The organism is Tamlana sedimenti (assembly GCF_038148895.1).
Lineage (GTDB): Bacteria > Bacteroidota > Bacteroidia > Flavobacteriales > Flavobacteriaceae > Tamlana.
In genome coordinates this window covers 529513-555573 of record NZ_JBBVGQ010000001.1, presented here as the reverse complement: position 1 = coordinate 555573, position 26061 = coordinate 529513, and the positions used below count along the sequence as shown (strand labels likewise).

Genomic DNA, 26061 nt, shown 5'->3' with positions numbered 1-26061 from the left:
TAGTTTACCTCATTCTTTTGAATAAAAAAGTAGATGTTTCTAAAGGACTTTTGTGCAGTAACATTTTGGTTGTTAGGTGGTCTTAATAATATCGACTCACGTAATAATTCGTAAATTTGTTTTATCAGCATTTTAAAAATATGGACATTAACGATAACATTGAGTCGCCTTTAAAGCTAAAAGTTAGTTTTAATAAGTTATTGAAGCAATATGAAATTTTAGCAAAAGGCGATGACGGATTTGTTGCTGAAAAAGCTAGCCGTATTTTGAAAATAGCAGAACATTTCCCCGAACTGCGGGATGGTTTTAGTGATACAACCATTTTATCTGAAAGGGAAAATGAAATAAAGGCAATTCTTAATGATACATTTAATCCGTTGCTAACCAAAAACGAGATTAAAACAGCTTCGGTACCACTGCATAATTTGATTTTCAATTCCTCTGAACGATTTAAAAACATCATAAAAAATGCAGGCGAAGGTTTTCAACTTCAAATTAAAAACATGCCAGAAGATGATACCTACATTATAGCATGTACCATTATTCTGAGCTTTTGTTATGGTTATGATTTGAATTTTAAAAGACCATTTTATTACGAAATACCTGACAAAAATGGCATACTGCGCTACTATAAAATTTTATACAACGCCGATTTTTGCGAAATAATTCCAACGGAAAAGGCCAAAAAAATCACACCTGAAGATTATGATGAACTATTGGATAATTTTGAAAACATTGAGCTTTGGAAGGAAAAATTTCCACCCAATAGCCATGTTTTTAAAGGGTTTGTGATTTCGAATATTTTTGATGTTACAGACGACCAATCCATTTCCAACATCAAAACAAGTCTTATTGGAGAGGGACAAGAGAAAGATGAGTGTTTTACCGAGAATTTCCATGAAATATTTGAATCACTTTTGGGGGTAAAAGATATTAAAGTTGGTTTTTCGGCCTATAATAAAGCAGAAGGTACTTTTGATGCAATTTTTGGATTTGGTATTAAGAGTTTTTTACTTGGAAGCGAGGACAGCAAAAGTTGTAGGGAGGCCTTTTGCAAATGGTCTTACAATAGGGTGTTGAAAGAGAAAAAATATTTTTCAGTTTCGGATGTAGATAAGATTTTTGAAAAGTCAAAAGGACATGCGCCTCATATTACTACTTTGCACAAACAGGGTATAAAAAGTGCCATTATTGCGCCCATTGCAAATGATGATGGATTAATGGGTATACTTGAAATTGTTTCTTACACCCCAAAAGTATTGAACAGCATAAATGCCAATAAGCTTATTGATATTATGCCATTTATTGTTTCTTCGGTAGAGCGTTCCATAAACGAAGAAGAAAATTTAATTGAGGCTATTATTCAACAAGAATGTACTTCAATACATCCAAGTGTTAAATGGCGTTTTGTACAAGAGGCAAAAAACTATATTAAAAACCAAATGGGTAGTAATGAAGCGTCTTTCAAAAAGATTGCATTTGATGGTGTTTACCCGCTTTATGGACAAATTGATATTAAAGGATCTTCAGAGGCAAGAAACAAAGCCACCAAACAAGATTTAACCCTTCAGTTAAAGGCTGTAAAACGTATTGTTGAAAAAGCTTCAGAGAAAGAGTCCTTGCCTATTTACCAACAATTTATATATCAAATCAATTCATTTAGAAAAGGGTTGGGCGATAATTTTCAAGTTGATAGTGAACAACAAATTTCCGCATTTTTCAAGCAAGATATTGAGCCGCTACTTAAACATCTACATGAGTATGATGAACTGAAAGAAGATATTGATAGCTATTATGAAAGTATTGATAGCAAAATAAATGTGCTTTACAAAAATAGAAAGGACTATGATGAAACCATTGCCAAGATTAACATGGAAATGGCATCATTATTAGATAAAAAACAGATTGAAGCACAAAATATGTATCCGCATTATTTTGAGCGTTTTAAAACTGATGGTGTTGAGCATAACATGTACATTGGTGAGTCTATAACCAAGAAAGATAGTTTCAACCCTATTTATCTTTATAACCTGCGCCTTTGGCAATTGCAAGTTATGTGCGAAATGGAAAACACTTACTACCAAATGCAGTCTGACTTTCCTGTTGCTTTAGATGTAGCATCCATGATATTGGTTTTCAATCAACCATTGACCATTAGCTTTAGAATGGATGAAAAGCAATTTGATGTTGATGGAACCTACAATGCACGTTACGAGATTGTAAAAAAACGTGTAGACAAAGCTTTTATCAAGGGAACAAACGAACGCGTAACTCAAAAGGGTAAAATCACTATTGTTTATTCGCAAAAACAAGATGAATTAGAGTACTTGGGTTATGTCAAATTTTTACAATCAAAACATTATTTAGATAACGATATTGAAATTGTAGAATTACAAGATCTACAGGCTGTAACTGGGCTAAAGGCCATTAGGGTTAGTGTGCTTTATCATAAAAATGAAGACGACAAAGCCTTTTATACTTATGATGATTTAATGAAGGAAATTAAGGCCTAATGTACACCGCCATAGAATTTAAAGGCAATGGCAAAAGCAATAACGCTTACGATAATTCCAATCATAAAAACGCTGTAAGTAATCCTAAGTATTTTATATTTTCTGTTGAGCACCAATCCTAAAAAGTATAAGTCTTTTTTCATGGATGAGTATAAATAATCCTTGTCTTTCATGACTTCTTCCATGGCCCATTCAAATTCGTCAAGGCTCATTTTATGAAAATTTCCAAAAAACAATAAGTTCACTTTTTTGTTGGCCACGTCTTCTTTGGTAAACTTACCACTGGTAATATTTGGTCTGGTGGCAATGATGGATAAAACAATGGAAATTACCGTGAAAATCACAAAGATTATTGTTGGAACAATAAGATAGGCATTGGAAGCATTGTCGAGTTTGGAAACCAAATTTGATAGAACCAAAGACACAATAATCGCATTTACCGATAACAATATGTTTGCCTTGGTATCTGCAATGTTGCTCAGTTCCATATGGTTTTTCAAGGTCACTCGAAACATGGTCTCTATACCGCGCTCGGGCAATTCAATTTTGTTCTTTTTAAAGCGGATTTCCTCTTTTTTCTGTTTCAGTTTTTTATTGTTGGCATCAAGCTTTTGCTTTGCTTTAATTAATTCTGATAAGTTTTTCCCTTTACGTTCCTCCCAGATGCTTGCGGCTTCTGCGGTATGAAAACGATGTCTGGTCGATAAAAAATCAATGTTTTCATTCAGCCATTCGGCTTCACTCAAGGTTTTATTGCATTTTAGTTCCCATTCTTTCCTGAGCAATTCAGAAATCTCACGATAACTTTTACTGCCAATGTGCGAGGAGTCGGCATCACGAATAATCTTTTCTAACTTAGTCTTTGGTTCAGCATAAATTTTGGTTGCCAAAATAAGGTCGCAAATCGTTTTTATGGCTTTTTCCGGGCAGTTTTGTTGCTTCAAAAATTCTTTTGAAATCGCAACACTTTCATCTTCATGGTTGTTTATGTCTTTGGTATAACCCGTATCATGCAGCCAGGCTGCTGTGAGCAATAGGTTTTTTTGGTCTTCTTTGATGTTAGAAAGCTCGGCCAACTCATTTGCACTTGCGACCACACGTTGTGTGTGTGGAATGTTATGATAGGTAAAAGCTGGATCTAACTTTTCATTTAAAAGATTAAGAACAAATTTTTCTACTTCCGAAATAAGCATAAAAAGAAATTAAGTTTGTGATAAAGTAAAAATACTAAACTTTAAGAACATAAAATTAACCCATAAATAACGCAATATTTTATTGTAAATTTCATGAAAGCTTTAAGAAGTGGTAAATTGTAAGTTTTTGGTTGTATTATCGACTTAAAGTTGAATTTTGGATGAACATAATTTAATTAAGAAAGGACAAAAATATGCTTACTTGGAAAGACGTCATCAACTTTTGCGTAAACGGAAATCCAACCCCTGATGAACACGTTGAAAAGACAGAGGCCGAATGGGAAAACCTTTTAACACCAGAACAATTTAGGATTACCCGTTTAAAAGGAACCGAACGCCCACATAGTGGAGAGCTCTGTAGTATTTATGAAGCAGGAAAATATAATTGTGTATGCTGCAATACGCCTTTGTTCGACTCTACCATAAAATTCAATTCAGGTACAGGATGGCCAAGTTTCACCCAACCAATTAAAGAAAACGCCATTAAGTATGAAAAAGATACCGCTTATGGCATGGTGCGGGTTGAGGTAATGTGTAACACCTGCGATGCCCATTTGGGGCATGTTTTTCCTGACGGACCAGAACCTAGTGGATTGCGCTATTGCATTAACTCAGAATCTATGCAATTGGAGAAGGAGGTAGCCAATGGATAACAACAATTTGCAAACAGCAACCTTTGGTGGAGGTTGTTTTTGGTGTACCGAGGCAGTATTTCAAAACATTAAAGGTGTAGAAAAAGTGGTTTCGGGTTATTCTGGTGGTAATGCCCCTGGGCACCCTACATACAGAGAAGTCTGCTCTGGTTTGACGGGTCATGCAGAGGTGGTTCAAATCACCTTTGATGCCAGTACAATTTCTTTTGAAGATATTTTGATTGTTTTCATGACAACCCATGACCCCACAACGCTAAACAGACAAGGAGGTGATGTGGGGACGCAGTATAGGTCGGTAATTTATTATCATAACGGAGAGCAATATGAAATTGCCAAAAAAGTGTTGAAAGAAGTTGGTAAATATTATGATGACCCAGTTGTTACGGAGCTTTCGACTTTAGGTGTTTTTTACAAAGCCGAAGATTATCATCAAAATTATTATCAACAGAATCAATCGCAAGGCTATTGCAGTTTTGTAATCACCCCTAAATTGGCAAAGCTAAGAAAGCTTCATGCCGAAAAATTGAAATAAATGCAACTCAGTATAAAAGACAGGTTTACCAAAGAATTGCCAGCAGACCCTGTTTTGGAAAATAATCGACGGCAGGTTTCAAATGCGTGTTTTTCGTATGTGTTTCCTAAGAAAACGTCAAAGCCAGAATTAATTCACGTATCTCCCGAAATGTTGGATAATTTGGGGATGTCATCAAAAAATGCACAAAGCGAAACTTTTTTAAACGTATTTACAGGTAACTATATTTTGCCAAATACTAAACCTTACGCTATGTGTTATGCTGGACATCAATTCGGTAGTTGGGCGGGACAGTTGGGAGATGGTCGGGCCATAAATTTGTTTGAAGTTGAGCATGAAAATAAATTTTGGACTTTACAACTCAAGGGTGCAGGTGAAACTCCTTATTCACGCTCGGCGGATGGGTTGGCCGTTTTGCGCTCATCAATTCGTGAGTATTTGTGCAGTGAGGCCATGTTTCATTTGGGTGTGCCAACAACGCGTGCACTTTCATTGGCGTTAACTGGCGATAAGGTGATGCGCGATATCATGTATGATGGCCATCCAGCCTACGAAAAAGGTGCTATTGTTACTCGGGTTTCACCTAGTTTTTTGCGTTTTGGCAGTTATCAAATATTTGCGGCAAGACAAGAACATGAAACCTTAAAAACTTTGGTAGATTATACCATAAAGCATCATTTCTCGCATTTAGGGAAGCCATCAAAAGAAACTTACATCTCATTATTTAAGGAGGTTACAGATTTAACCTTGGACATGATCATTCATTGGCAACGGGTTGGTTTTGTGCATGGCGTCATGAATACTGATAACATGTCTATTTTAGGCCTGACCATAGATTATGGCCCCTATGGCTGGTTGGAAGGATTCGATTTTGGATGGACACCAAACACTACAGACAGCCAACATAAACGCTACCGCTTCGGCAATCAACCAAATATAGCGCTTTGGAACTTATATCAATTGGCAAATGCCTTATATCCTTTGGTTGAAGTAGCCGAGCCCTTTCAAACGATTTTGGATGACTATAAACCCAACTACGAGGCTAAATATCTAAATATGATGCGTTCCAAAATAGGATTATTTAAAGAGGATGCCTTTGACAAATCGTTGATAGAAGACTTGGAAAACAATTTGCTGTTGGCTGAAACAGATATGACCATTTTCTTTAGAAATTTTAGCGATTTTGATGCTGAAAGTCCTTCCGAAGGATTGCAACTTGTTATGGATGCTTTTTATAATCAAAATGAGCTAACGGAAGATATCAAACAAAAATGGAACCAATGGTTCAAACGCTATGCATCAAGATTGGAATTGGAAGATATTTCTTCAGAAAGTAGAAAACAAAAAATGAATTTGGTAAACCCCAAGTATGTGCTTAGAAATTATATGGCTCAATTGGCCATTGATGATGCTGATAAAGGGAATTATAAACTAATTGACGAACTGTTCCAATTGCTAAAAAATCCTTATAACGAACAACCTGAGCATGAAAAATGGTTTGCTAAAAGACCTGAATGGGCAAGGCACAAAGTGGGCTGCTCGATGCTATCTTGTAGTTCGTAAATATATTATTTCAGAAAAATGAATTAATTTAGAGGAAAGCTTTGGAGCCAAAACCTAACTTTTATTTAGTCATTTACAGGAGCCAACCATGAGGATTTTTCGTTATTCTTCTATTATTATAATCAGTTTGTTTTTAAGTTCTTGTGCAACTTACAAACCTCAATATGCCAATAATCAGTTTGAATCTTCAGGTTTTCCAGAAAAAAAAATAGTGCATAGTTTTTACCTGATTGGCGATGCGGGTATTTCTGGCGAAGCGGAATCTTCAAAAGCCATAAATAATTTTAAAAGCGAACTTTCAAAAGCTTCGGGAAATAGTACTACAATTTTTCTTGGAGATAATATTTATCCGAAGGGCTTACCTGAAAAAGAGGAGAGCGGACGAGCATCGGCAGAAAACCAATTAAATGCCCAAATAGATGCTGTTAAGGATTTTAAGGGCAAAACCATTTTTATCCCTGGTAACCACGATTGGTACAGCAATGGTTTAAAAGGGTTAAAACACCAAGAAAAGTACATTGAGGATGCTCTCGGGAAAAATACCTTTTTGCCGGAAGATGGCTGCCCCATTAAAAAGGTTGAAATAGATAAAAACATTGTGCTGATTTTGGTGGATTCTGAATGGTACATGACCAATTGGGATAAGCACCCAACTATAAATGACGAATGCGATATAAAAACAAGAACCAAGTTTTTTGACGAATTGGAAGGTGAAATAAAAAAGGCCAGAGGTAAAACTACGATTATTGCCATTCATCACCCTTTGTTTACCAATGGCTCCCATGGTGGGCAATATTCATTTGGTAGCCATATGTCCCCACTTCCCGTTTTGGGAACACTAAAAAATGTCATGAGAAAAACAGGTGGTGTTGTCACTGTTGATAATCAAAACAAGCGTTACAACGAGTTTAGAAAACGAATGATCACGTTGGCACAAGAAAATGATAAAACTATTTTTGTTTCGGGTCACGATCATAATCTTCAATACATAGTTGAAGATAACCTGCCACAAATAGTAAGTGGTTCAGGTTCAAAAACCAAACCCACTCGAAATGTGGGTGGCGGCCAATTTTCCTATGGAGCAATGGGCTATGCCCGTTTGGATGTGTTTAGTGATGGGTCGTCTTATGTTAGATTTTACGCTAACGACCAAGTTGTGTTTCAATCCCAAGTTCTTCAACAGGATGAAAAAAAGATATTCAATACCTATCCTACATCTTACCCAACGGATAAGGTGGCCTCAATTTATACGGAAGAGGAAACTTCAAAAGGAAGACTTTATAAGTTGTTTTGGGGCAATCGGTATAGGAAAGATTTCAGCACTCAAGTTAAGGCGCCAACAGTTGATTTGGACACTTTATTAGGCGGCTTAAGGGTTGTTAGAAAGGGTGGTGGGCACCAATCAAAATCCTTACGCTTAAAGGATAAACAAGGCCGCGAATATGTTATGCGGGCACTCAGAAAAAATGCGGTGCAATATTTACAGGCAGTTGCTTTTAAAGATCAATATATTGAGGGTCAATTTGATGATACGTATACTGAGGGTTTGTTACTTGACGTTTTTACGGGGTCGCACCCATATGCGCCATTTACTATTGGAAGGCTTTCAGATGCAGTTGGCGTTTACCATACCAACCCTGTGCTGTATTATGTGCCAAAACAAAATGCTTTGGGCCATTTTAACAGTGAATTTGGTAATGAATTGTACATGATTGAAGAACGTACCGATTCTGGACATGGCGACAAAGCAAGTTTTGGCTATTCCAATGAGTTGATAAGCACTGATGATGTCTTGAAAAAATTAAATAAAGACGAAGATTTTGTGCTTGATGAGGCATCGTATATAAGGGCGCGTTTGTTTGATATGCTCATTGGTGATTGGGATAGGCATGAAGACCAATGGCGGTGGGCAGAGTTTAAGGAAAATGGGAAAAAGGTATACAGACCGGTGCCTAGAGACAGAGATCAAGCATTCTCAATTATGGCAGATGGCGCTTTATTGAATGTGGCCACTAAACTGATTCCGGCATTGCGCCTTATGCAAAGCTATGATGAGGACCTAAAAAGCCCAAAGTGGTTTAATTTAGAGCCTTACCCATTGGATATGGCCTTAATAAATCAATCGAATAAGGAGGTTTGGGACGCTCAGGTAGCACACATTGTAAAAAATTTAACCGATGAGGTTATCGATGAAGCATTTAAAAACTTTCCACCCGAAGTTGATCAGAATTCAATTCTAGAAATAAGACAAAAATTAATTGGAAGACGGGCGAATCTTCAGAAGATATCGGACAAATATTACACCCATTTAAATAAGTATGTAGTGGTAAAGGGCACCAATAAAGATGATTGGTTTGATATTGAACGGTTGCCAAATGGTGAGACTAAAATATCAGCATATCGAATTAAAAAAGATAAAAAAGCAGATTTGTTTCATCAGCGAACTTATTCAAAAGCGAGTACAAAAGAGATTTGGATTTATGGATTGGATGATGACGACCGATTTGAAGTTTTTGGTAATGGAAGTAACCCAATTAAAATAAGATTAATAGGTGGTCAGAATAAAGATATTTATAACATTGGCAATGGTATAAACCTTAAGATTTATGACCATAAATCCAAAAAGAATGAATTTTTGACCAATAAAGGAACGTTAAAACTAACCGATGATTATGAAACCAATGTTTATGATTATAAAAAGTTAAAAAATAGTTCTAATCAATTTATCCCTTCGTTTGGAGCTAATCCAGATGACGGATTTAAAGCTGGGTTTACCAATACCTTTACCAATTACGGTTTTGAACGCAATCCGTTTAGTGCCCAACATACCCTTTCCGCCTCTTATTATTTCGCAACTAATGGTTTTGATTTAGGGTATAGTGCAGAATTTGCCAATGTGATCGGGAGGTGGAATTTAAATTTAAGCACCAAATTTACAAGTCCCAATTATGCCGTCAACTTTTTTGGTTTTGGTAACAATACGCCAAATCCAGAAGCAGATGAGCAAGATGGGTTTGATGCCAATTTGGATTATAACCGAGTGAAATTAAAAACTATAAAAGTTGAACCTTCATTAATCTGGAAAGGCCAATTGGGCGCCAGTGTTGAATTCGGTTTGTCTTATGAATCTATTGAAGTTGAAGAAACCCAAGGCAGATTTATAAATGATGAATTTTTAGGAGACGGCGAAGACATGAATGACCAATTCATCGGCGTGCATGGCAAATATCAATATGCAAATTCTGATAATTCGGCTTTTCCAACGCTTGGAATGTTATTCGCATTACAGGCTGGCTACAAAAACAATATAGATAGTTCAAAAGGTTTTGGTTATCTCATTCCCGAATTGGGATTTGATTATAAATTAATTGCGAGTGGGCAATTGGTTTTGGCGACAAAATTTAAAGGGCATTTTAACTTTGGTGATGGCTTTGAGTTTTATCAGGGCGCCAATATTGGCGCGAATAATGGACTAAGAGGTTTCAGAAATGAACGTTTTACGGGAGAAAGTGCATATGTTCAAAGTACCGATTTAAGATTGAATCTTCGAAAATTAAAAACAGGAGTATTACCTTTAAATATTGGTGTCTATGGAGGTTTTGATTATGGGAAAGTTTGGGTTGACGACAATTTATTGCTCGACCCCAGCCACCATTCAGATACATGGAATACCTCAGTTGGGGGAGGTGTTTTTGCCAATGCAGCTGATATGGTAACATTAAATATTTCGGCATTTAATAGCTCCGACGGACTGCGTTTGGCGTTTAAATTGGGTTTTGGATTTTAGTTTAGTTTAAAATCGTAAAGGTTTCCACCTTCTCCTTTTGTCTTTTCGTCTGTTATGTAAACCGAGTGGTTATTTTTAAAACAAATGCCTTCCTTTTGTGAACTGTGCCCAAAGGTCATTTCTTCAACTTTGCCGTTAAAAAATTGGTCGGTTTTAAAGTTTGTTATTTTCCAAAGTTTATCATGATTTAAAAGCACAATTGTTTCCCCATCATCGCTAATATCAGCCGAAGTTATCTGATTGTGTTTTCCGTCTAAATTAAAATCAGTTACCATTTCCGCAGTGTGTTTTCCAATTCTATTGGGGACTTTTAGAAGAATACTCGATTTATTCTCTTTGCTAAACATGTAGAAGTAGCCATTAAAAAGGAAAAAGGCTTCAAAATCCTTCGGCTTTAGGTTTTTTGGTAAAATAAAATTGATGCGTTCGACAGAGGTTTTATCCGATTTTAAATCTGAAACTTTATAAATGGTAAAATCATCTCGGTTTTTGCTGTTGTTGCCAAAATCACCAATGTAGAGGTTTCCAAAGCTATCCGAAGTTAAATCTTCCCAATCAATATTACTGGCATTACTAATATCAATGTCTTTTACAATTTTACCATTTTTATTTAAGCCGTAAATATTGTTTTTGTTTCCAGAATCCTCAATAGTCCACAATAATTTTGAACCATTAACGGTTTCGATGGCTGAGGCCTCTTTCAAACTATTTGGAAGGTCTGCAATAACATGAAGTTTTCCTGTTTGACAGGAGTTTAACAGTATCGAGAAAGCCAATATTTTTTGAAGATGGTATAACATACAAATACATGAAAAGGCAAATTACCTGTTTTATAAATCAATCAAAAAATAAAAACTTAAACTATTGGTAATTGTTGTGTAAAAGCACTTATTATTTAATAGATTTATACAATTAAATGGAAAAAAATGACCACAGTTAATGACTTATTAAAGTTACTGATTTTAGAAAAAGTAACCGAAAGTGAGTTTAATGGCGTAAGTAAAACCGTTGGCAGTCCAGTGGTTTTTGGTGGGCAAGTGCTTGCCCAGGCCATTAATGCTGCCAGCAGAACCATAACAAACAAAAGAATTTTACACTCCATGCATGCCTATTTTTTGGAGGCAGGAGATTTAAACCTTCCAATAACTTATAATGTGAGCCGGGTTAGGGATGGTGGTAGCTTTTCGGTTAGGCGTGTTACTGCTCACCAAAAGGATAGAACAATTTTTATTTTATCGGCATCATTTCATAAGAAAGAGGATGGATATAACCATCAAATAGAGATGAAATCAGGTTTAAAACAACCGGAAGAACTTTTAAGTTGGACTGACATTTTACATCAATTTGGTGATTTCTTGCCTAAAAGCTTAAAGACTTTTTTTGAAATTGAACGCCCAATAGAATTCAAGCCAACCAAAATAGATAATCCGTTGGAACGAAAGGATTTGCCTCCGTTTAGCGATGTATGGTTTAAATTAAAAAGCTACACGGCCAATAGTTTGGATTTGGTAACAAAACAGCAAATATTAACCTATATTTCAGATTATAATATTTTGGTTTCGGCACTTAATCCTCATGCCAGTAAAGCACATTGGGGTAATATGCAAACCGCTAGTTTGGACCATTCCATGTGGTATTTTCGCGATTTTGACTTTGATGATTGGTTGCTGTTTTCCATGGAATCGCCAAGCACTTCAAATGCCCGAGGTTTTGCCCGAGGAAATATTTTCACGAGGGACGGTAAACTCATAGCATCAGTGGCTCAGGAAGGTTTAATGCGACCAAAAGATAAAAAATGACTTCAGGAATTTTAAAAATTGGTCATCGTGGTGCGGCTGGGCATGTAGCTGAAAACACTACAGAATCCATCAAGAAAGGGATAGAATTAGGGGCGACCGGAATCGAGTTGGACGTACATTGCTGTGCATCTGGTGAGCTGGTGGTATTCCATGATTTCACATTAGATAGGGTGACCAATGGCACGGGCGACATTTCAAAATATATACTTTCAGAATTAAAAAAATTAAAAGTTCTTGATGAATTTGCGATTCCTACGTTGCATGAAGTTATGAATGTTATTGATAATAACGTATTAATGAATATTGAACTCAAGGGACATAATACGGCCAAACCTGTTGTGGAGTTCATTGAGTTTTATGTTGAAAGAAAAGGCTGGAGTTGGCATAGTTTTTTGGTGTCCAGTTTTCAAAATGACTTATTGGAGCAGGTTTATGAAGCGAACCAAAACATTAATTTGGGTATTTTAAACGATACCAATTTAGAGGAAGCCATAATTTTTGCTAGGCAAATAAATGCCGTGTCCATTCATCCAGATTATACCATGTTAACCCAAGAAAAGGTGAAAAAAATACAAGCGCACAATCTTAAAATTTTGACGTATACAGTTAATGAGAAAGAGCATATTGAACGCTTAAAATCTTATGGTGTTGACGGAATAATTTCAGATTTTCCTGATAGGTTATGATTCAAAAAGATGTGATTATAATTGGCGGAGGTGCTGCTGGTTTTTTTGCGGCAATTAATATTGCCGAGCAAAATCCAACGCTCAATGTAACAATATTGGAACGTGGAAAGGAAGGCCTGCAAAAGGTAAAGGTTTCTGGAGGCGGACGGTGTAATGTAACGCATGCCGAGTTTATTCCGCAGGAATTGGTGCAAAATTATCCTCGAGGTGAAAAGGAATTATTGGGTCCTTTTCATCAATTTATGACGGGCGATACCATCGAATGGTTTGAAAAAAGAGGTGTAGAGCTTAAAATTGAAGACGATGGCAGGATGTTTCCTGTTTCAAATTCGTCGCAAACTATAATAGATTGTTTTTTAAATGAAGCCCAAAAGTATGGTGTTGATGTTTTGTACAACCATATTGTTAAATCAATTTCAAAGGGGAATGGATGGTTTCAAATTGAAACTTCGGAAGGGTTATTTTCCTCAGAAAAAATATTGGTAGCTACAGGGAGCAACCTAAAAATGTGGAAGATTTTAGAAGATTTGGGGCATACTATTTCCCAACCAGTTCCTTCGCTTTTTACATTTAATATTGACGATGTTCGCATTAAAGATATTCCGGGAGTTGTTGCACAAAATGTTGAGATAAGTGTGTTGGAAACCGATTTGTTTAGCGAAGGTCCACTGCTTATTACCCACTGGGGTATGAGCGCTCCATCTATTTTAAAACTGTCTGCTTTTGGTGCTTTGGAGCTTGCCAAGCGTGATTATAAATTTCAGATTAAAATCAATTTTATTAAAAAATCTTTTGAAGATTGTTTAGAGGTATTAAAAACTGCAAAACAAGATTTGGCTAAAAAAACAGTGTTCAAATCCACGCATTTTGATTTACCAAAAAGGCTTTGGCACCAATTGGTTTTGGCTTCTAATATTAATGAAGATACCCGTTGGGCAGATATAAATAAAGTACAACTTGAAGCATTGGCATCGCAACTCACCCAAGCTGTTTTTAAAGCGAATGGGAAAAGCACCTTTAAGGAAGAGTTTGTTACAGCAGGTGGCGTTGATTTAAAAGAAGTTAACTTCAAAACCTTTGAAAGCAAGCTTGTTGAAAATCTTTATTTTGCTGGAGAAGTGCTGAATATTGATGCCGTTACGGGTGGTTTTAATTTTCAAAATGCTTGGACTGGTGCTTTTATTGTAGCAAAAAATATAATTAAGCAATGAATACATACGTCGCATTGCTTAGAGGAATAAACGTAAGCGGACAAAAAAAAGTCCCAATGGCAGAATTACGCGAATTGCTATCAAAAGCAGGTTTAAAAGATGTGCAAACCTACATTCAAAGTGGTAATGTGGTTTTTCGCTCTTCCGAAAATGAAGCTGAAAAGCTAGCGTTACGTATCCAAAACACTATAGAAAAACACTTTGGTTTTGAAGTACCAACATTGGTGAAAAGTCCAAAGGAGCTTCAGCAAATTTTTGACGCTTGTCCTTTTCCGGAAGATGAAAAAACAGAAAGTTATTTTATGCTGTTATTTGCGTCACCAAGTAAAGCATTGGTTGATGAGGTTTCAAAAATATCATATTCCAACGAAACTTTTGTGATAACTGATGATTGTGTTTATTTGTATTCATCAGTAGGTTATGGCAACGCAAAATGCAACAATAATTTCTTTGAACGGAAATTAAAAATAACAGCAACAGCAAGAAACTATAAAACCATGGTAAAGTTGTTATCTTTGTCGGCAGATTAATGCAACATGAACGAAGCAAGTTTTATACCTAAGTCTGTTAAAAGTACAGTTGATAGTGGAAGTTTTACATGGGAATCGCCAAGCAATATTGCTCTTGTAAAATATTGGGGAAAAAAGAAAGATCAAATTCCAGAAAACCCTTCAATTAGTTTTACTTTAAATCAGTGCAAAACCAGCACAAAGCTTAGTTTTTCCAAAAAAGAAAATAGCGATGATTATTCGTTTGACGTTTTTTTAGATGGTCAAAAAAAACCTGATTTTAAACCAAAAATTGAAACTTTTTTCAAACGGGTTGAAGTGTATTTGCCGTTTTTAAAAGATTATCATTTTAAAATTGAAACTTCAAATACTTTTCCGCACAGTTCCGGAATTGCATCTTCGGCCTCAGGCATGAGTGCTTTGGCCTTGTGTTTCATGAGTGTTGAGAAATTATTGAATGACGGTAAAATCTCCAATCAGTTTTTTGTTAAAAAAGCTTCTTTTTTGGCACGATTGGGCTCTGGAAGTGCTTGTAGAAGCATAGAAGGACCTTTGGTGGTTTGGGGAGAACATGGCTCAATTGAAGGTAGTAGTGATTTGTTTGGGGTAAAATATCCTTATGAAGCCCACCAAAATTTCAATGATTATCAAGACACCATTTTGTTGGTTGATAGAGGAGAAAAGCAGGTAAGTAGCACTGTTGGACACAATTTAATGTACGGTCATCCATTTGCCCTAGAACGATTTAAACAGGCTGGCCAAAACCTTGAAAACCTCATTAGTATTCTAAAAAATGGTGATTTAGATGATTTTATAAAAATTGTTGAAAGTGAGGCATTAACACTCCATGCTATGATGATGACCAGTTTGCCTTATTTTATTTTGATGAAGCCGAATACCTTGAGTATCATTAATAAAATTTGGGAGTTCAGAAAAGAAACTGGCTCAAAGGTTTGTTTTACTTTAGATGCCGGTGCCAATGTACACGTGCTTTATCCCGAAATTGAGAAAGAAACCGTTTTGAAATTCATTAATAATGAATTAGTTGCGTATTGTGAAAATGGTCATTATATTTGCGACGTTATTGGTTTGGGGGCCAATGAAATATAACTTTTAATATATTTTTGTTTAAAAAATTTATATATTTGTTAAACACGGTGCTCTAAACCGCCTAATTTTATGAAAGGACCTTTATTTTATTCAAAAATTCTTCTCTTCGGTGAGTATGGAATTATTAAAGATTCTAAGGGATTATCTATTCCTTATAGCTTTTACAACGGTGCTTTAAAAAAGGGCGACAACACTTCAGCTATTTCTCTTGAATCAAATGAAAGCTTAAAACGATTTGCCAAGTACATCCAAGGTATCGATGATAGTTTGGTACGTTTTGATATGGATAGGCTTTTGGAGGATGTAAATGCCGGAATGTATTTCGATTCTACCATTCCACAAGGCTATGGCGTTGGCAGCAGTGGTGCTTTGGTTGCGGCCATTTATGACAAATATGCCTTTGATAAAATTACGGTTCTCGAAAATTTGACCAGAGAAAAACTGTTAAAGCTTAAATCTATTTTTTCGGCAATGGAATCTTTTTTCCATGGTAAATCCTCTGGTTTAGACCCTTTAAATAGTTATTTGAGTATTCCGATTTTAATAAACTCGAAAGATAATATCGAGGCTACGGGTATTCCTGCCCAACAAAGTGAAGGTAAGGGTGCGGTTTTTTTATTGGACAGTGGTGTAATTGGCGAAACGGCTCCGATGGTAAGCTTGTTTATGGAAAACATGAAACAAGAAGGCTTCCGAAAAATGCTTAAAAACCAGTTTATAAAACACACTGATGCCTGTGTGGATGATTTCTTAAAAGGTGATATAAAATCGCTGTTCAAGAACACTAAACGGTTGTCAAAAGTGGTTCTGAATCATTTTAAACCTATGATTCCGCAAGAGTTTCATGAACTTTGGAAAAAAGGCATTGAAACTAACGAGTACTACTTAAAATTATGTGGCTCTGGTGGAGGAGGCTATATTCTTGGGTTTACCGAAGATATTGAAAAGGCTAAAAAATCTCTTGCCACTCATAAATTGGAAGTAGTTTATAACTTCTAAATTTCAGTTATCTTTACTGCTATCCTGAAAGAGATTTAGGATTTCTTCAATTTTTTCAGATGTTATCCAGAAAACAGAAACACATCCTTCTTAAATTTTTCAGCATGTTTTCGGTTGTACGTGGCTATAATATTCTTGTTATAGTTATTGCCCAATATTTAGCATCCATTTATATCATGGCGCACGATAAGCCTTTAAAGCACGTGCTTTTTGATGTTAATTTGCTCATGTTGGTTTTAGCATCAGCAGCCTCCATAGCTGGAGGATATATTATCAACAATTTCTACGATTCTGAGAAGGATTTAATCAATCGACCCTTTAAATCCAGATTGGACAGGCTGGTAAGTCAAAACACGAAGCTTTCGTTTTATTTTGTGCTGAATTTTGTGGCAGTTGTCATGGCGAGTTATGTGTCGTTTAGAGCGGTAATTTTCTTCGCTATTTACATTTTTGGCATTTGGCTTTACTCACATAAGTTAAAAAAGCTGCCATTTATTGGTAATTTGGTTTCGGCAATTTTAACCATTACACCCTTTTTTGCCATTTTTATGTACTACAAAAATTTCGAAACCGTAATTTTTGTACATGCCCTGTTTTTGTTTTTGCTCATATCTATGCGCGAACTGACCAAAGATTTGGAAAACATTACAGGAGATTTGGCACAAGACTATAAAACCATCCCAGTGGTTTATGGAGAAAAAACCTCAAAAATAATGCTCACTACACTGTCCGTTTTAACATTGGTGCCCACTTATTTGCTACTATATCGTTTTGAAATAGGGTATATGTATGTGTATTTTTATTTGAGTATTGTTTTGTTGTTCATTTTTTTGGTTATTCTATGGAGGTCAAGAACCAAAATCCATTATTTAATCTTACACAATATTTTGAAGTTCATTATTGTAGCTGGCGTATTTTCAATTGTGCTCATAAAAGTAAGTGTGGTTTTAAACCGCATATAAAATAGTTTCAGCCGTCAAAATATCTGTAAATCATATACAGTTAACAAAACGGCAAACATCAATAACAATCAGAATATTAAGTATATCTTTGCATAAAATTTAAAAACAATGAGCAGACATCAGGGGAGTAAAGGAAATGGAAAGGCGTCAGGGCGGGGTAGTGGAAATAAACGTTATACGAGTTATTCCCGAGGAAATGCTCCAATAAAAAAAACAACTACACAAAAGCCTCAAGACAATTCGGGTGAGATTAGGTTAAATAAATATGTTGCCAATTCAGGAATGTGTTCACGTAGGGAAGCCGATGTACATATTGCCACAGGCCTGGTTTCGGTAAACGGAAAAGTCGTTACCGAAATGGGCTATAAGGTAAAGCCAGGTGACGAGGTACGTTACGACGGTGCCAGAATTAATCCAGAGAAAAAGGTCTATGTGTTGTTAAATAAACCCAAAGGTTTTGCTACCACAACAAGTGAAGGTAAAGGCAGAACAGTAATGGATTTAGTGGCCAATGCTACAAATGCTAAAATAAAACCTATAGGTCGCTTGGGAAGAAATTCAAAAGGGTTGTTGCTTTTTACCAATGATGATGCGATTGCCAAAAAATTCACGAACTCTAACAAAGGGGTTCCTCGATTGTTCCACATTGAATTGGATAAAAATTTGAAGTTGGAAGACTTAAAAACAATCCAAAACGGATTTCGAGTTGATGGAAATTTAATTGAAGTTGAAGAAGTAAGCTATATTGATGGTGCGCCAAAACGCGAAATAGGCCTAAAAATCAAGAATACTGGAAATACCATTATCCGCACAATTTTTGACCATCTAAAATATGACGTTGTAAGTATAGATTGTGTGGCCATAGGTCATTTAACCAAAAAGGATATTCCCCGTGGGCATTGGAAACACCTAACCGAGCAGGAATTGAATACCCTAAAAATGATTTAAAAAAAATCCCTTTTATGAAGATAAAAGGGATTTTTTTTGGATGTATTATTTCTGCCCTTTTTTAAAGCCATAAGTATTTTGGCCTATAAAATCGTGAGGAAATTTATCATCTCCTTTAAAGCCAATTTCAATGGTGCCGCTATCTTCAGGAATATAATTGGTTTTGAAAATATAGTCCCAAAGGCTTAAGCTAATCCCATAGTTTACACCATATTTTCCTTTTGGCAAGGTATAAGCATGATGGTATAAATGCATAACGGGATTATTGAAAACATACTTCAATGGGCCCCAAGTTATTTTGATATTTGAATGGTTAAAATGACCAATGGCAATGGTTATAAAGTGAATGATATATGCTTGCTCTGGTTCAAAGCCACCAATAATCATAACACCAAAAGTTTTCAATGGCTTGTATAAAACATTTTCCATCCAATGGTACCTTAAATGTGCGGCAAATCCCATTTCCTTGACACTATGGTGAACTTTGTGGAATTTCCATAAAAATGAATATTTGTGCAATAAAACATGGGTAAACCATTGAACAAAATCCAATATGATGAAGAAAACTAACAGCTGTGCCCAAGATGCCCATCCAGACATATCAATTAACGCTAAACTTTTTGCCGTTAAGTTTATCTCTCCAAACAGCAAGCCAATTATTTTGTAAACGCCGCTAATTACTATCGAGAAGATGAAAAAATTAAAGAACATATAGAATGCGTCAAGCCAAAAATCGCGCCTGAAAATAGATTGATCTTTTCGCCAGGGAAAAATGATTTCTAAAATCCACACAAAGAGCGAAATGGCTATAAGTCCCCAAAAATAATTGGTGTACCAAGGAACTTCAAAAATAATGGATTTCCATGTCCATGTTAAGGTGCCTTGAAAGGCATTAATAAAGGCGTCTAAATACTTTTCCATAATTATTTTAATTGTTGTTTATATTATATTTTGTTTAAATTTAATTCTCCAGTTCGTACCAATCAATATTGTTTAAAACCATCCTTCTTCCCTTTTTTTGTGGCGGATAGTTTGTAACTAGATAATTGACAATTACTTCTTGGTTTTTGCCTAAATCCCAAAGGTTTTGGGTTTCTTGCATCCATTTTATTGTAGCGTTCCAGCGCTCTGTATTCATTCTGTTTTGGGTTATTAATTTAGCAGAATGACAAAAGGTACAATTATTTACCACAGTCATCAATCCTTCGGCATCTACTAAACCTGTTCTTACATGAATGCCATTTTCAATACGGTCTTCATCAACTTCTTCTACAACGGCCACAAGATTCTCAGAATCCGATTTAAAATTAAAGAATCCTGGATTAATGGTATAGTAAACTAATCCTGCACCGGTAATAATAAGCAAGCCAAACAGTAGTACCATGGCCCGGTACACTTTCATGACTTTTTTCCTGAATGCTTCTTCTTTAGTCATTTACTTAACTTTTACAGCTATTCTATGGCAAGCATTATTTAAATACCCCTTTGGGTTCCAACCTGGTAAGAGCATAGGCTGGGCTATGCCATTAGTGTTGGTGGCTCTAGCCCATATTTCGTAATACCCTTCTTTTGGAAAATTTATGGAAGCATTAAAATGTTGCCAAGCCAATCGGTTTGCTGGTTTTTCAACAGGACATATTGTCCATGTAGATCCAAAATCTATGGAGTATTCCATTTTTGCTACTTCAAGTTCGCCAGCCCAAGCATGCCCTCTAACGCTAAGTGCCTTTCCTTTACTGATTATCGCTCCTGTTTTTGGATAGGTAATTAACGATTTAACTGGCATTGATTCAATAATGCACATATCTTCACCTTTTACCTTATCACCCGGAGCAACAGGTTTGCAAGGAACTCGATATGACGAACCGGTCATTTTTTCACCGTCATGGACTTTGTTTCGAATACTAATTCGGTTGAGCCATTTTCCGGAAACCGAAGCAGGCCAACCGCCAACAACTAAACGTAATGGATAGCCATGAGCAAGGGGTATGTCTTCGCCATTCATTCGAAACGCTAAAATAGTTTCGTCTTGAAGTGCTTTTTCCATCGGGCATCCTCTAGAAATGGGTTCTTTATTTGGGTCTCTACTCAAATGCAAATCAGCGGCATGATAACCTATGTAGACAGCGGTATTTTTAATTCCCGCATCTTCAAGAACATCCCGTAAGCGAACACCTGTCCATGAGGCACAATGCACCGCACCAACGGTCCATTGGTTTCCTTTTGCAGGCGGGTCAAATTCATTTCGTCCGTTACCACCGCATTCTATGGTTAGTTGATAGGTGTGGTGCTTAAACTTGGATTTTAATTCGGCTAGTGTATATGTTTTTTCTTTTACAACCGATTCACCATCAATGGTAAGTGTCCATGTTTTTGGGTCAATATCTTCAGGAATTAAACCATTATTTCTTATGAACATACATGAGTTAGGGGTTATTTTGTCATCTAACAAATGCGCTTGAGCCTCAATATTCCAAGGTTTGTCATTAAGAACAACCATTTCAGGATTCTTGTTAAATAATTTGAAGGGGTCTGGTTCTTGCAGGGCCAAAGGGGTATAGCCTTTAAGTATTTTAGAACCAAAAACAAGTTCTGTTCCTATGATTGCCGCAAAGGAGCCCAAAGTTGTTTTTTTGATAAATTCGCTTCTTTTCAAAGTTGTCTATTAATGGGGTGAATAATTAATTCTTCAAAATACAACTACTTAATTTGTTCCATTGTAACTTTTGTTACAATAAGTATAGTTAGTTATTCGCAATAATGTTGGCTATAGAAAACAATAGAAGCCTTTAAAATCTAACATAACTATAACAGTATAAATCCAACACGTTTGAATAAAATTTATATTTTTGGAACAGTAATTGTAATTTCTTACTTGAACAATAAATGTGGCGCATAGAAGTTACATTATCAATGACCCAAATAAGATGAAAAAAACACTACTTATTCTAATAACGGCTTTATCGGTTCAAGTTACATTGGCCCAGTCAAAATCTGCATTTGGCGATGGCGAATGGTTCAAGTTTAGAATGAGCTACAGTAATTGGCTCAAGGCTGGTAATGCCACGCTCAACGTAAGAGAAACCAAATTAAATGATAAAGAAGTGTACCATGTGGTGGGAAAAGGCTGGACCACGGGTATGATTAAATGGTTTTTTAAGGTGAAAGACCGTTATGAAAGCTATTTCGACAAGGAAACCATTCAGCCTTACAAGTTTATAAGAAACATTGATGAAGGTGGGTATACCAAAGATTTGGAGATTGATTTTGACCAAGTGAACAACAAGGCCCATGTAAACGATAAAAAACACAACACCAGAAAAGTTATTGACACCAAACCCAATATACAGGATATGGTGTCAACTTATTATTATTTACGTAATAATTTAAACATAGAAAAACTTAAAATAGGCGATGAGTTGCAGGTTGATATGTTTTTTGATGGAGAAAATTATGGGTTTAAGTTGCAGTATCTAGGTGAAGAAATAATTGACACAGATTTTGGCGAAATAGAATCTTTAAAATTTAGGCCGTATGTTATGGCGGGGCGCGTTTTTAAAGAGGAAGAAAGTTTAACCTTATGGGTGTCAAAAGATAAAAATAAAATGCCTTTACGCATAAAGGCAGATCTGGCCGTGGGGTCTCTAAGGGCAGACCTCGAAGCGTTTAAAGGGCTTAAGCATCCTTTCAGAATAGTTGTAAAGCCGAAGAGATAGAATATTTTGAGTGCCAACCTAAACAAAAAACTAAAAGAAAAATATGATGCCATTGACCAAGATGTTGAGGCACATTTAGAAGGTTTGCTGCACAGTAAACCTATTAATTATTGGGATTATATTCAAACCGATGCTTTGTTGAATCTTCAGGTACAGCGCACCGTTTTTCCTGACGAGAAGGTATTTATTATGTACCATCAAATCTCTGAATTATTGTTTAAAATGATTTTGAGTGAGATCGAGCAAGTCGCAAAATCCGAACAAATCAGTACCGAGGTTTTCACTGATAAAATAATGCGCATCAGTAGATATTTTGATGTTCTAACGTCCTCTTTTAGTATCATGAAGGATGGTATGGACATAGACCAGTATAATAAGTTTAGAACAACCTTAATTCCGGCAAGTGGTTTTCAAAGCGCCCAGTATAGAAAAATTGAATTTTCTTCAACAGAACTTATCAATCTTATTGATAAACGATTTAGAGATACTATTGATAGGAATTCTTCATACGAACATGCTTTTGAGCACCTCTATTGGCAAGCCGCTGGCAAGGATTACAAAACAGGCAAAAAAACCTATACTTTATCGGCATTTGAAGATAGATATAAAGAGGAATTTATTAGATTTACCAAATTTTATCAGTATAATAACTTGTGGACAAAATTTAAGGCTTTGCCCGAAGCTTCACAAGCTAATAAAGATTTGGTAAAGGCCATGCGCCATTATGACTACACAGTAAATATTAAGTGGGTCATGGCACACTACCATACAGCAAATCATTATTTAAATATTGGAGGGCAAACCGCAGAAGCCACAGGAGGAAGTGAGTGGGTGAAGTATATGCATCCAAAATATCAAAAAAGAATATTTTTTCCAGATTTATGGACAGAGAACGAAAAGGAAACGTGGGGAACAGATATTTAATTATGCTGCTAGCAGTAATAAGTTTTGCTAGCTGTAAAGAAGAACAAAAACCACTTGAAACACAAGAAGAATTAGCGGTTGTTGAAGAACCAATGGAATCGATAGAGTTTGGTTTTAATTTAAACGACTATGTTGTAAAAAGGGACACCGTAAAAGCAGGGGAAAGTTTTGGACAAATTTTAGAGCGTAACAATATTGGTTACCCGAAAATTTTTCACATAGCCGAAAAAGCTAAAGAGACCTATAATATTGCCAGATTTTTTCAAAAAGGAAAACCCTACACGCTTTTATGCGCCAAGGATTCTTTAGAGACAGCACAATGTTTCATTTACCAGCCCAATTTGGAAGAATATGTGGTTGTAAATTTTCAAGATTCCATACATGCCTATACGGAACGAAAACCTATTAAGTACATTGAAAAAACAGCAACGGGCGTTATTACCAACAATATTTCGGAGACTTTAGACAAACAAGGATTAAGTCCAAGATTGGCCTATATTATGGCCGATGAGATTTATGCTTGGACCATTGATTTTAGACGTCTTCAAAAAGGAGATCGCTTTAAAGTTATTTACACCGATAAATATATAGACGACAGCATTTACGTTGGTGTGCATAATGTAAAAGCAGCTTATTTTGAGCATAACAATGAGCCATTTTACGCATTCAGATTTCAAACCGATACAGTTAAGGGCATCGTGGATTATTTTAACGATGAAGCCAAAAATTTACGTCGTGCCTTTTTAAAAGCTCCTGTTAAGTTTAGTCGGATATCATCCCGATATAATTTAAAGCGTAGGATAGCGGTATACAATTTTCAACTTCGCCCACATAAAGGAACCGATTTTGCCGCACCAATAGGGACACCAATTATGGCAACCGCCAACGGTACAGTAACAGAATCTGCAAGACGTGGTGGTAATGGTAACTATGTGAAAATTCGGCACAACGCCACATACGAAACGCAGTATTTACATATGAGTAGACGTAAAGCCAAAGTAGGCGATTTTGTAAAGCAAGGTGATGTTATAGGATGGGTTGGTATGACGGGTAATACCGGTGGACCGCATGTCTGTTACCGTTTTTGGAAAAATGGTCAACAAGTCGATCCTTTCAAGCAGAAATTACCAGAAGCAAAACCCATTTCAGATAGTTTAAAAGAAAAGTTCTTAGATTTTATCAAACCAATTAAGTACGAACTGGATAATGTGAATTTCAAACCAGAAATTCTAGATGAAGAGCAACAAAACCAGCCAGTATTCACACAAGCAAATTCATAATATGGCACTACCAACTATTAATCCGACAACCACCAGCGCTTGGAAAAAACTTCAAGAGCATTTCATGGGCACTAAAAATGTGCACATGAAAGATTTATTCGCGAAAGATGCGAAGCGTGCAGATAACTTCACTATAAAATGGGAAGACTTTTATGTCGATTTTTCTAAAAACAGAATTACCGACGAAACATTAAAATATTTGGTGGAACTAGCCAATGAGGTAAAATTAAAAGACGCTATTGCGAGTCAGTTTTCAGGTGAAATTATAAACCAAACCGAAGGCAGGGCCGTTTTGCATGCGGCTTTAAGGGCACCAGAATCAGCTACTTTTATGGTTGATGGGGTTAACGTGATGCCCGAGGTTTATGAGGTTAAACAAAAGATTGAGCGTTTTACCAACGAAGTGGTAAATGGACAAAGAAAAGGGTACACCGGAAAAGTATTTACAGATGTGGTTAATATTGGTATTGGCGGTTCAGATTTAGGGCCAGCTATGGTAGTTGATGCCTTGCAATTCTATAAAAATCAACTGACCACGCATTTTGTGAGCAATGTGGACGGCGACCACGTTAACGAAGTCATTAAAAAGCTTAACCCAGAAACAACCTTGTTTGTTATTGTTTCTAAAACCTTCACCACCCAAGAAACGCTCTCAAATGCTAATACCATTAAAGAATGGTTTTTGAAATCGGCCGATGAAGCCGCCATTGCCAAGCATTTTGTGGCGGTATCAACCAACATTAAAAATGTAAAGGCTTTTGGAATTGACGAAAACAATATTTTCCCGATGTGGGATTGGGTTGGTGGTCGTTTTTCCCTTTGGAGTGCTGTAGGTTTGAGCATTAGCCTGGCTGTTGGTTATAAAAATTTTGATAGCTTATTGAGTGGAGCACATAAAATGGACGAGCATTTTAAAAGTGAGGATTTTGCCTCCAATATCCCAGTGGTTTTGGCTTTAATAAGTGTGTGGTACAACAACTTTTTTGGTGCAGAGAGCGAAGCTATTATCCCGTATTCTCAATATTTAAACCAGTTTGCAACCTATTTGCAACAAGGCATTATGGAGAGCAATGGTAAAAGTGTTGATCGCAACGGAAACCCAATAACCTATCAAACAGGTACAATAATTTGGGGCGAACCGGGCACTAATGCCCAACACGCCTTTTTTCAGTTAATACACCAAGGCACTAAATTGATTCCGGCAGATTTTATAGGTTTTACAGAATCGTTGCACGGAAATCAAGACCATCAAGATAAATTAATGTCAAACTTTTTGGCACAAACAGAGGCTTTGCTAAATGGTAAAACTGAGGCTGAAGTAATTGCTGAAGGAGCAGATGAAACCCTAAAACCTTTTAAAGTTTTTCAGGGCAACAAACCAACAAACACTATTTTCATTAACAAGCTGTCACCTGAAAGTTTAGGAAAACTGATTGCCATGTATGAACATAAAATATTTGTACAGGGGATTATTTGGAATATTTTTAGTTACGATCAGTTTGGTGTTGAGCTAGGAAAACAATTGGCCAATAAAATTTTAAAGGAATTTAATGATAGCGGAAAAGGGAATCATGATTCTTCAACTCAAAATTTGTTGAATTATTATAAGACTAAACGCTGAAACGTATAATTTTTCTTTACAAAAGCTTAAAAAAGGTGTCAATAATTTAAAGTTG

At 36.1% G+C, this 26061-nt stretch carries 22 protein-coding genes; 17 read left to right on the top strand and 5 right to left on the bottom strand.

All coding sequences use genetic code 11. The features are described 5' to 3' along the window. The first annotated feature begins 140 nt into the window (after positions 1–140). Positions 141–2513 (top strand): GAF domain-containing protein, encoded by a 2373-nt coding sequence (locus tag WJN01_RS02470; RefSeq protein WP_445195573.1) that lies wholly within the window; start codon positions 141–143, stop codon positions 2511–2513. Here WJN01_RS02470 and WJN01_RS02465 read toward each other — a convergent pair. Next, on the bottom strand, positions 2510–3706 hold the full coding sequence (locus tag WJN01_RS02465; RefSeq protein WP_445195572.1) for a Pycsar system effector family protein: 1197 nt from the start codon (positions 3704–3706) through the stop codon (positions 2510–2512). The two genes, WJN01_RS02470 and WJN01_RS02465, sit on opposite strands and share 4 nt — an antisense overlap. A gap of 194 nt (positions 3707–3900) precedes the next feature. Between WJN01_RS02465 and msrB the strand changes: the two genes are divergently transcribed. The 4 genes from msrB to WJN01_RS02445 all read left to right on the top strand — a co-directional run bounded on the left by msrB (position 3901) and on the right by WJN01_RS02445 (position 10241). Continuing rightward, complete coding sequence (gene msrB, locus WJN01_RS02460) at positions 3901–4359, top strand: peptide-methionine (R)-S-oxide reductase MsrB (protein WP_445195571.1); 459 nt, start codon at positions 3901–3903, stop codon at positions 4357–4359. Further along, on the top strand, positions 4352–4891 hold the full coding sequence (gene msrA / locus WJN01_RS02455) for a peptide-methionine (S)-S-oxide reductase MsrA (protein ID WP_445195570.1): 540 nt from the start codon (positions 4352–4354) through the stop codon (positions 4889–4891). The genes msrB and msrA overlap by 8 nt, the downstream gene beginning before the upstream one ends. Beyond that, entirely contained in the window at positions 4892–6454 is a 1563-nt protein-coding gene (locus WJN01_RS02450; protein ID WP_445195569.1) for a protein adenylyltransferase SelO, read from the top strand. An 88-nt stretch (positions 6455–6542) separates the two neighbouring features. Beyond that, positions 6543–10241 carry a metallophosphoesterase gene (locus WJN01_RS02445; protein WP_445195568.1) on the top strand — a complete coding sequence of 1233 codons (3699 nt, stop codon included), beginning with the start codon at positions 6543–6545 and terminating at the stop codon, positions 10239–10241. On the opposite strand, the gene WJN01_RS02440 is transcribed toward WJN01_RS02445, so the two are convergent. Next, positions 10238–11041, bottom strand: a complete 804-nt coding sequence (locus WJN01_RS02440) for a hypothetical protein (RefSeq protein WP_445195567.1) — start codon at positions 11039–11041, stop codon at positions 10238–10240. The two genes, WJN01_RS02445 and WJN01_RS02440, sit on opposite strands and share 4 nt — an antisense overlap. Before the next feature lie 126 nt (positions 11042–11167). Between WJN01_RS02440 and WJN01_RS02435 the strand changes: the two genes are divergently transcribed. From WJN01_RS02435 to WJN01_RS02400, 8 genes are all read left to right on the top strand, one after another. Beyond that, positions 11168–12040, top strand: coding sequence for an acyl-CoA thioesterase (locus WJN01_RS02435; RefSeq protein WP_445195566.1), 873 nt, complete (start codon positions 11168–11170; stop codon positions 12038–12040). Next, entirely contained in the window at positions 12037–12726 is a 690-nt protein-coding gene (locus WJN01_RS02430; protein WP_445195565.1) for a glycerophosphodiester phosphodiesterase, read from the top strand. The genes WJN01_RS02435 and WJN01_RS02430 overlap by 4 nt, the downstream gene beginning before the upstream one ends. Next, positions 12723–13937, top strand: a complete 1215-nt coding sequence (locus WJN01_RS02425) for a BaiN/RdsA family NAD(P)/FAD-dependent oxidoreductase (protein WP_445195564.1) — start codon at positions 12723–12725, stop codon at positions 13935–13937. Before WJN01_RS02430 ends, WJN01_RS02425 begins: the two co-directional genes overlap by 4 nt. Beyond that, complete coding sequence (locus WJN01_RS02420; protein WP_445195563.1) at positions 13934–14467, top strand: DUF1697 domain-containing protein; 534 nt, start codon at positions 13934–13936, stop codon at positions 14465–14467. The genes WJN01_RS02425 and WJN01_RS02420 overlap by 4 nt, the downstream gene beginning before the upstream one ends. 6 nt (positions 14468–14473) lie before the next feature. Then, the gene (locus tag WJN01_RS02415) at positions 14474–15556 is read left to right on the top strand and encodes a diphosphomevalonate decarboxylase (RefSeq protein ID WP_445195562.1); all 1083 of its coding nucleotides are present in this window, start codon (positions 14474–14476) and stop codon (positions 15554–15556) included. 69 nt (positions 15557–15625) lie between these two features. Then, positions 15626–16555, top strand: coding sequence for a mevalonate kinase family protein (locus WJN01_RS02410; RefSeq protein ID WP_445195561.1), 930 nt, complete (start codon positions 15626–15628; stop codon positions 16553–16555). Positions 16556–16614: 59 nt separating this feature from the next. Beyond that, entirely contained in the window at positions 16615–17517 is a 903-nt protein-coding gene (locus WJN01_RS02405) for a geranylgeranylglycerol-phosphate geranylgeranyltransferase (protein ID WP_445195560.1), read from the top strand. A 108-nt stretch (positions 17518–17625) separates the two neighbouring features. Then, entirely contained in the window at positions 17626–18465 is an 840-nt protein-coding gene (locus WJN01_RS02400) for a pseudouridine synthase (RefSeq protein WP_445195559.1), read from the top strand. Positions 18466–18510: 45 nt separating this feature from the next. On the opposite strand, the gene WJN01_RS02395 is transcribed toward WJN01_RS02400, so the two are convergent. From WJN01_RS02395 to WJN01_RS02385, 3 genes are read right to left on the bottom strand one after another with little or no spacing between them, the layout of a single operon-like run. After that, complete coding sequence (locus WJN01_RS02395; protein WP_445195558.1) at positions 18511–19386, bottom strand: sterol desaturase family protein; 876 nt, start codon at positions 19384–19386, stop codon at positions 18511–18513. Between the two features lie 40 nt (positions 19387–19426). Further along, positions 19427–19900 carry a monoheme cytochrome C gene (locus tag WJN01_RS02390; protein ID WP_445195557.1) on the bottom strand — a complete coding sequence of 158 codons (474 nt, stop codon included), beginning with the start codon at positions 19898–19900 and terminating at the stop codon, positions 19427–19429. Beyond that, on the bottom strand, positions 19901–21121 hold the full coding sequence (locus WJN01_RS02385) for a sulfite oxidase (RefSeq protein ID WP_445195556.1): 1221 nt from the start codon (positions 21119–21121) through the stop codon (positions 19901–19903). 271 nt (positions 21122–21392) lie between these two features. Here WJN01_RS02385 and WJN01_RS02380 point away from each other — a divergent pair, with 271 nt between their 5' ends. Genes WJN01_RS02380 through pgi form a run of 4 tightly spaced genes read left to right on the top strand, consistent with a single transcriptional unit; the run spans position 21393 to position 26006 of the window. Further along, positions 21393–22181 (top strand): DUF3108 domain-containing protein, encoded by a 789-nt coding sequence (locus WJN01_RS02380; protein ID WP_445195555.1) that lies wholly within the window; start codon positions 21393–21395, stop codon positions 22179–22181. Positions 22182–22187: 6 nt separating this feature from the next. Then, entirely contained in the window at positions 22188–23105 is a 918-nt protein-coding gene (locus tag WJN01_RS02375) for a tryptophan 2,3-dioxygenase family protein (RefSeq protein WP_445195554.1), read from the top strand. Further along, entirely contained in the window at positions 23063–24385 is a 1323-nt protein-coding gene (locus tag WJN01_RS02370) for a peptidoglycan DD-metalloendopeptidase family protein (protein WP_445195553.1), read from the top strand. Before WJN01_RS02375 ends, WJN01_RS02370 begins: the two co-directional genes overlap by 43 nt. A 1-nt stretch (position 24386) precedes the next feature. After that, the gene (pgi, locus tag WJN01_RS02365) at positions 24387–26006 is read left to right on the top strand and encodes a glucose-6-phosphate isomerase (RefSeq protein ID WP_445196288.1); all 1620 of its coding nucleotides are present in this window, start codon (positions 24387–24389) and stop codon (positions 26004–26006) included. Positions 26007–26061 lie beyond the last annotated feature (55 nt).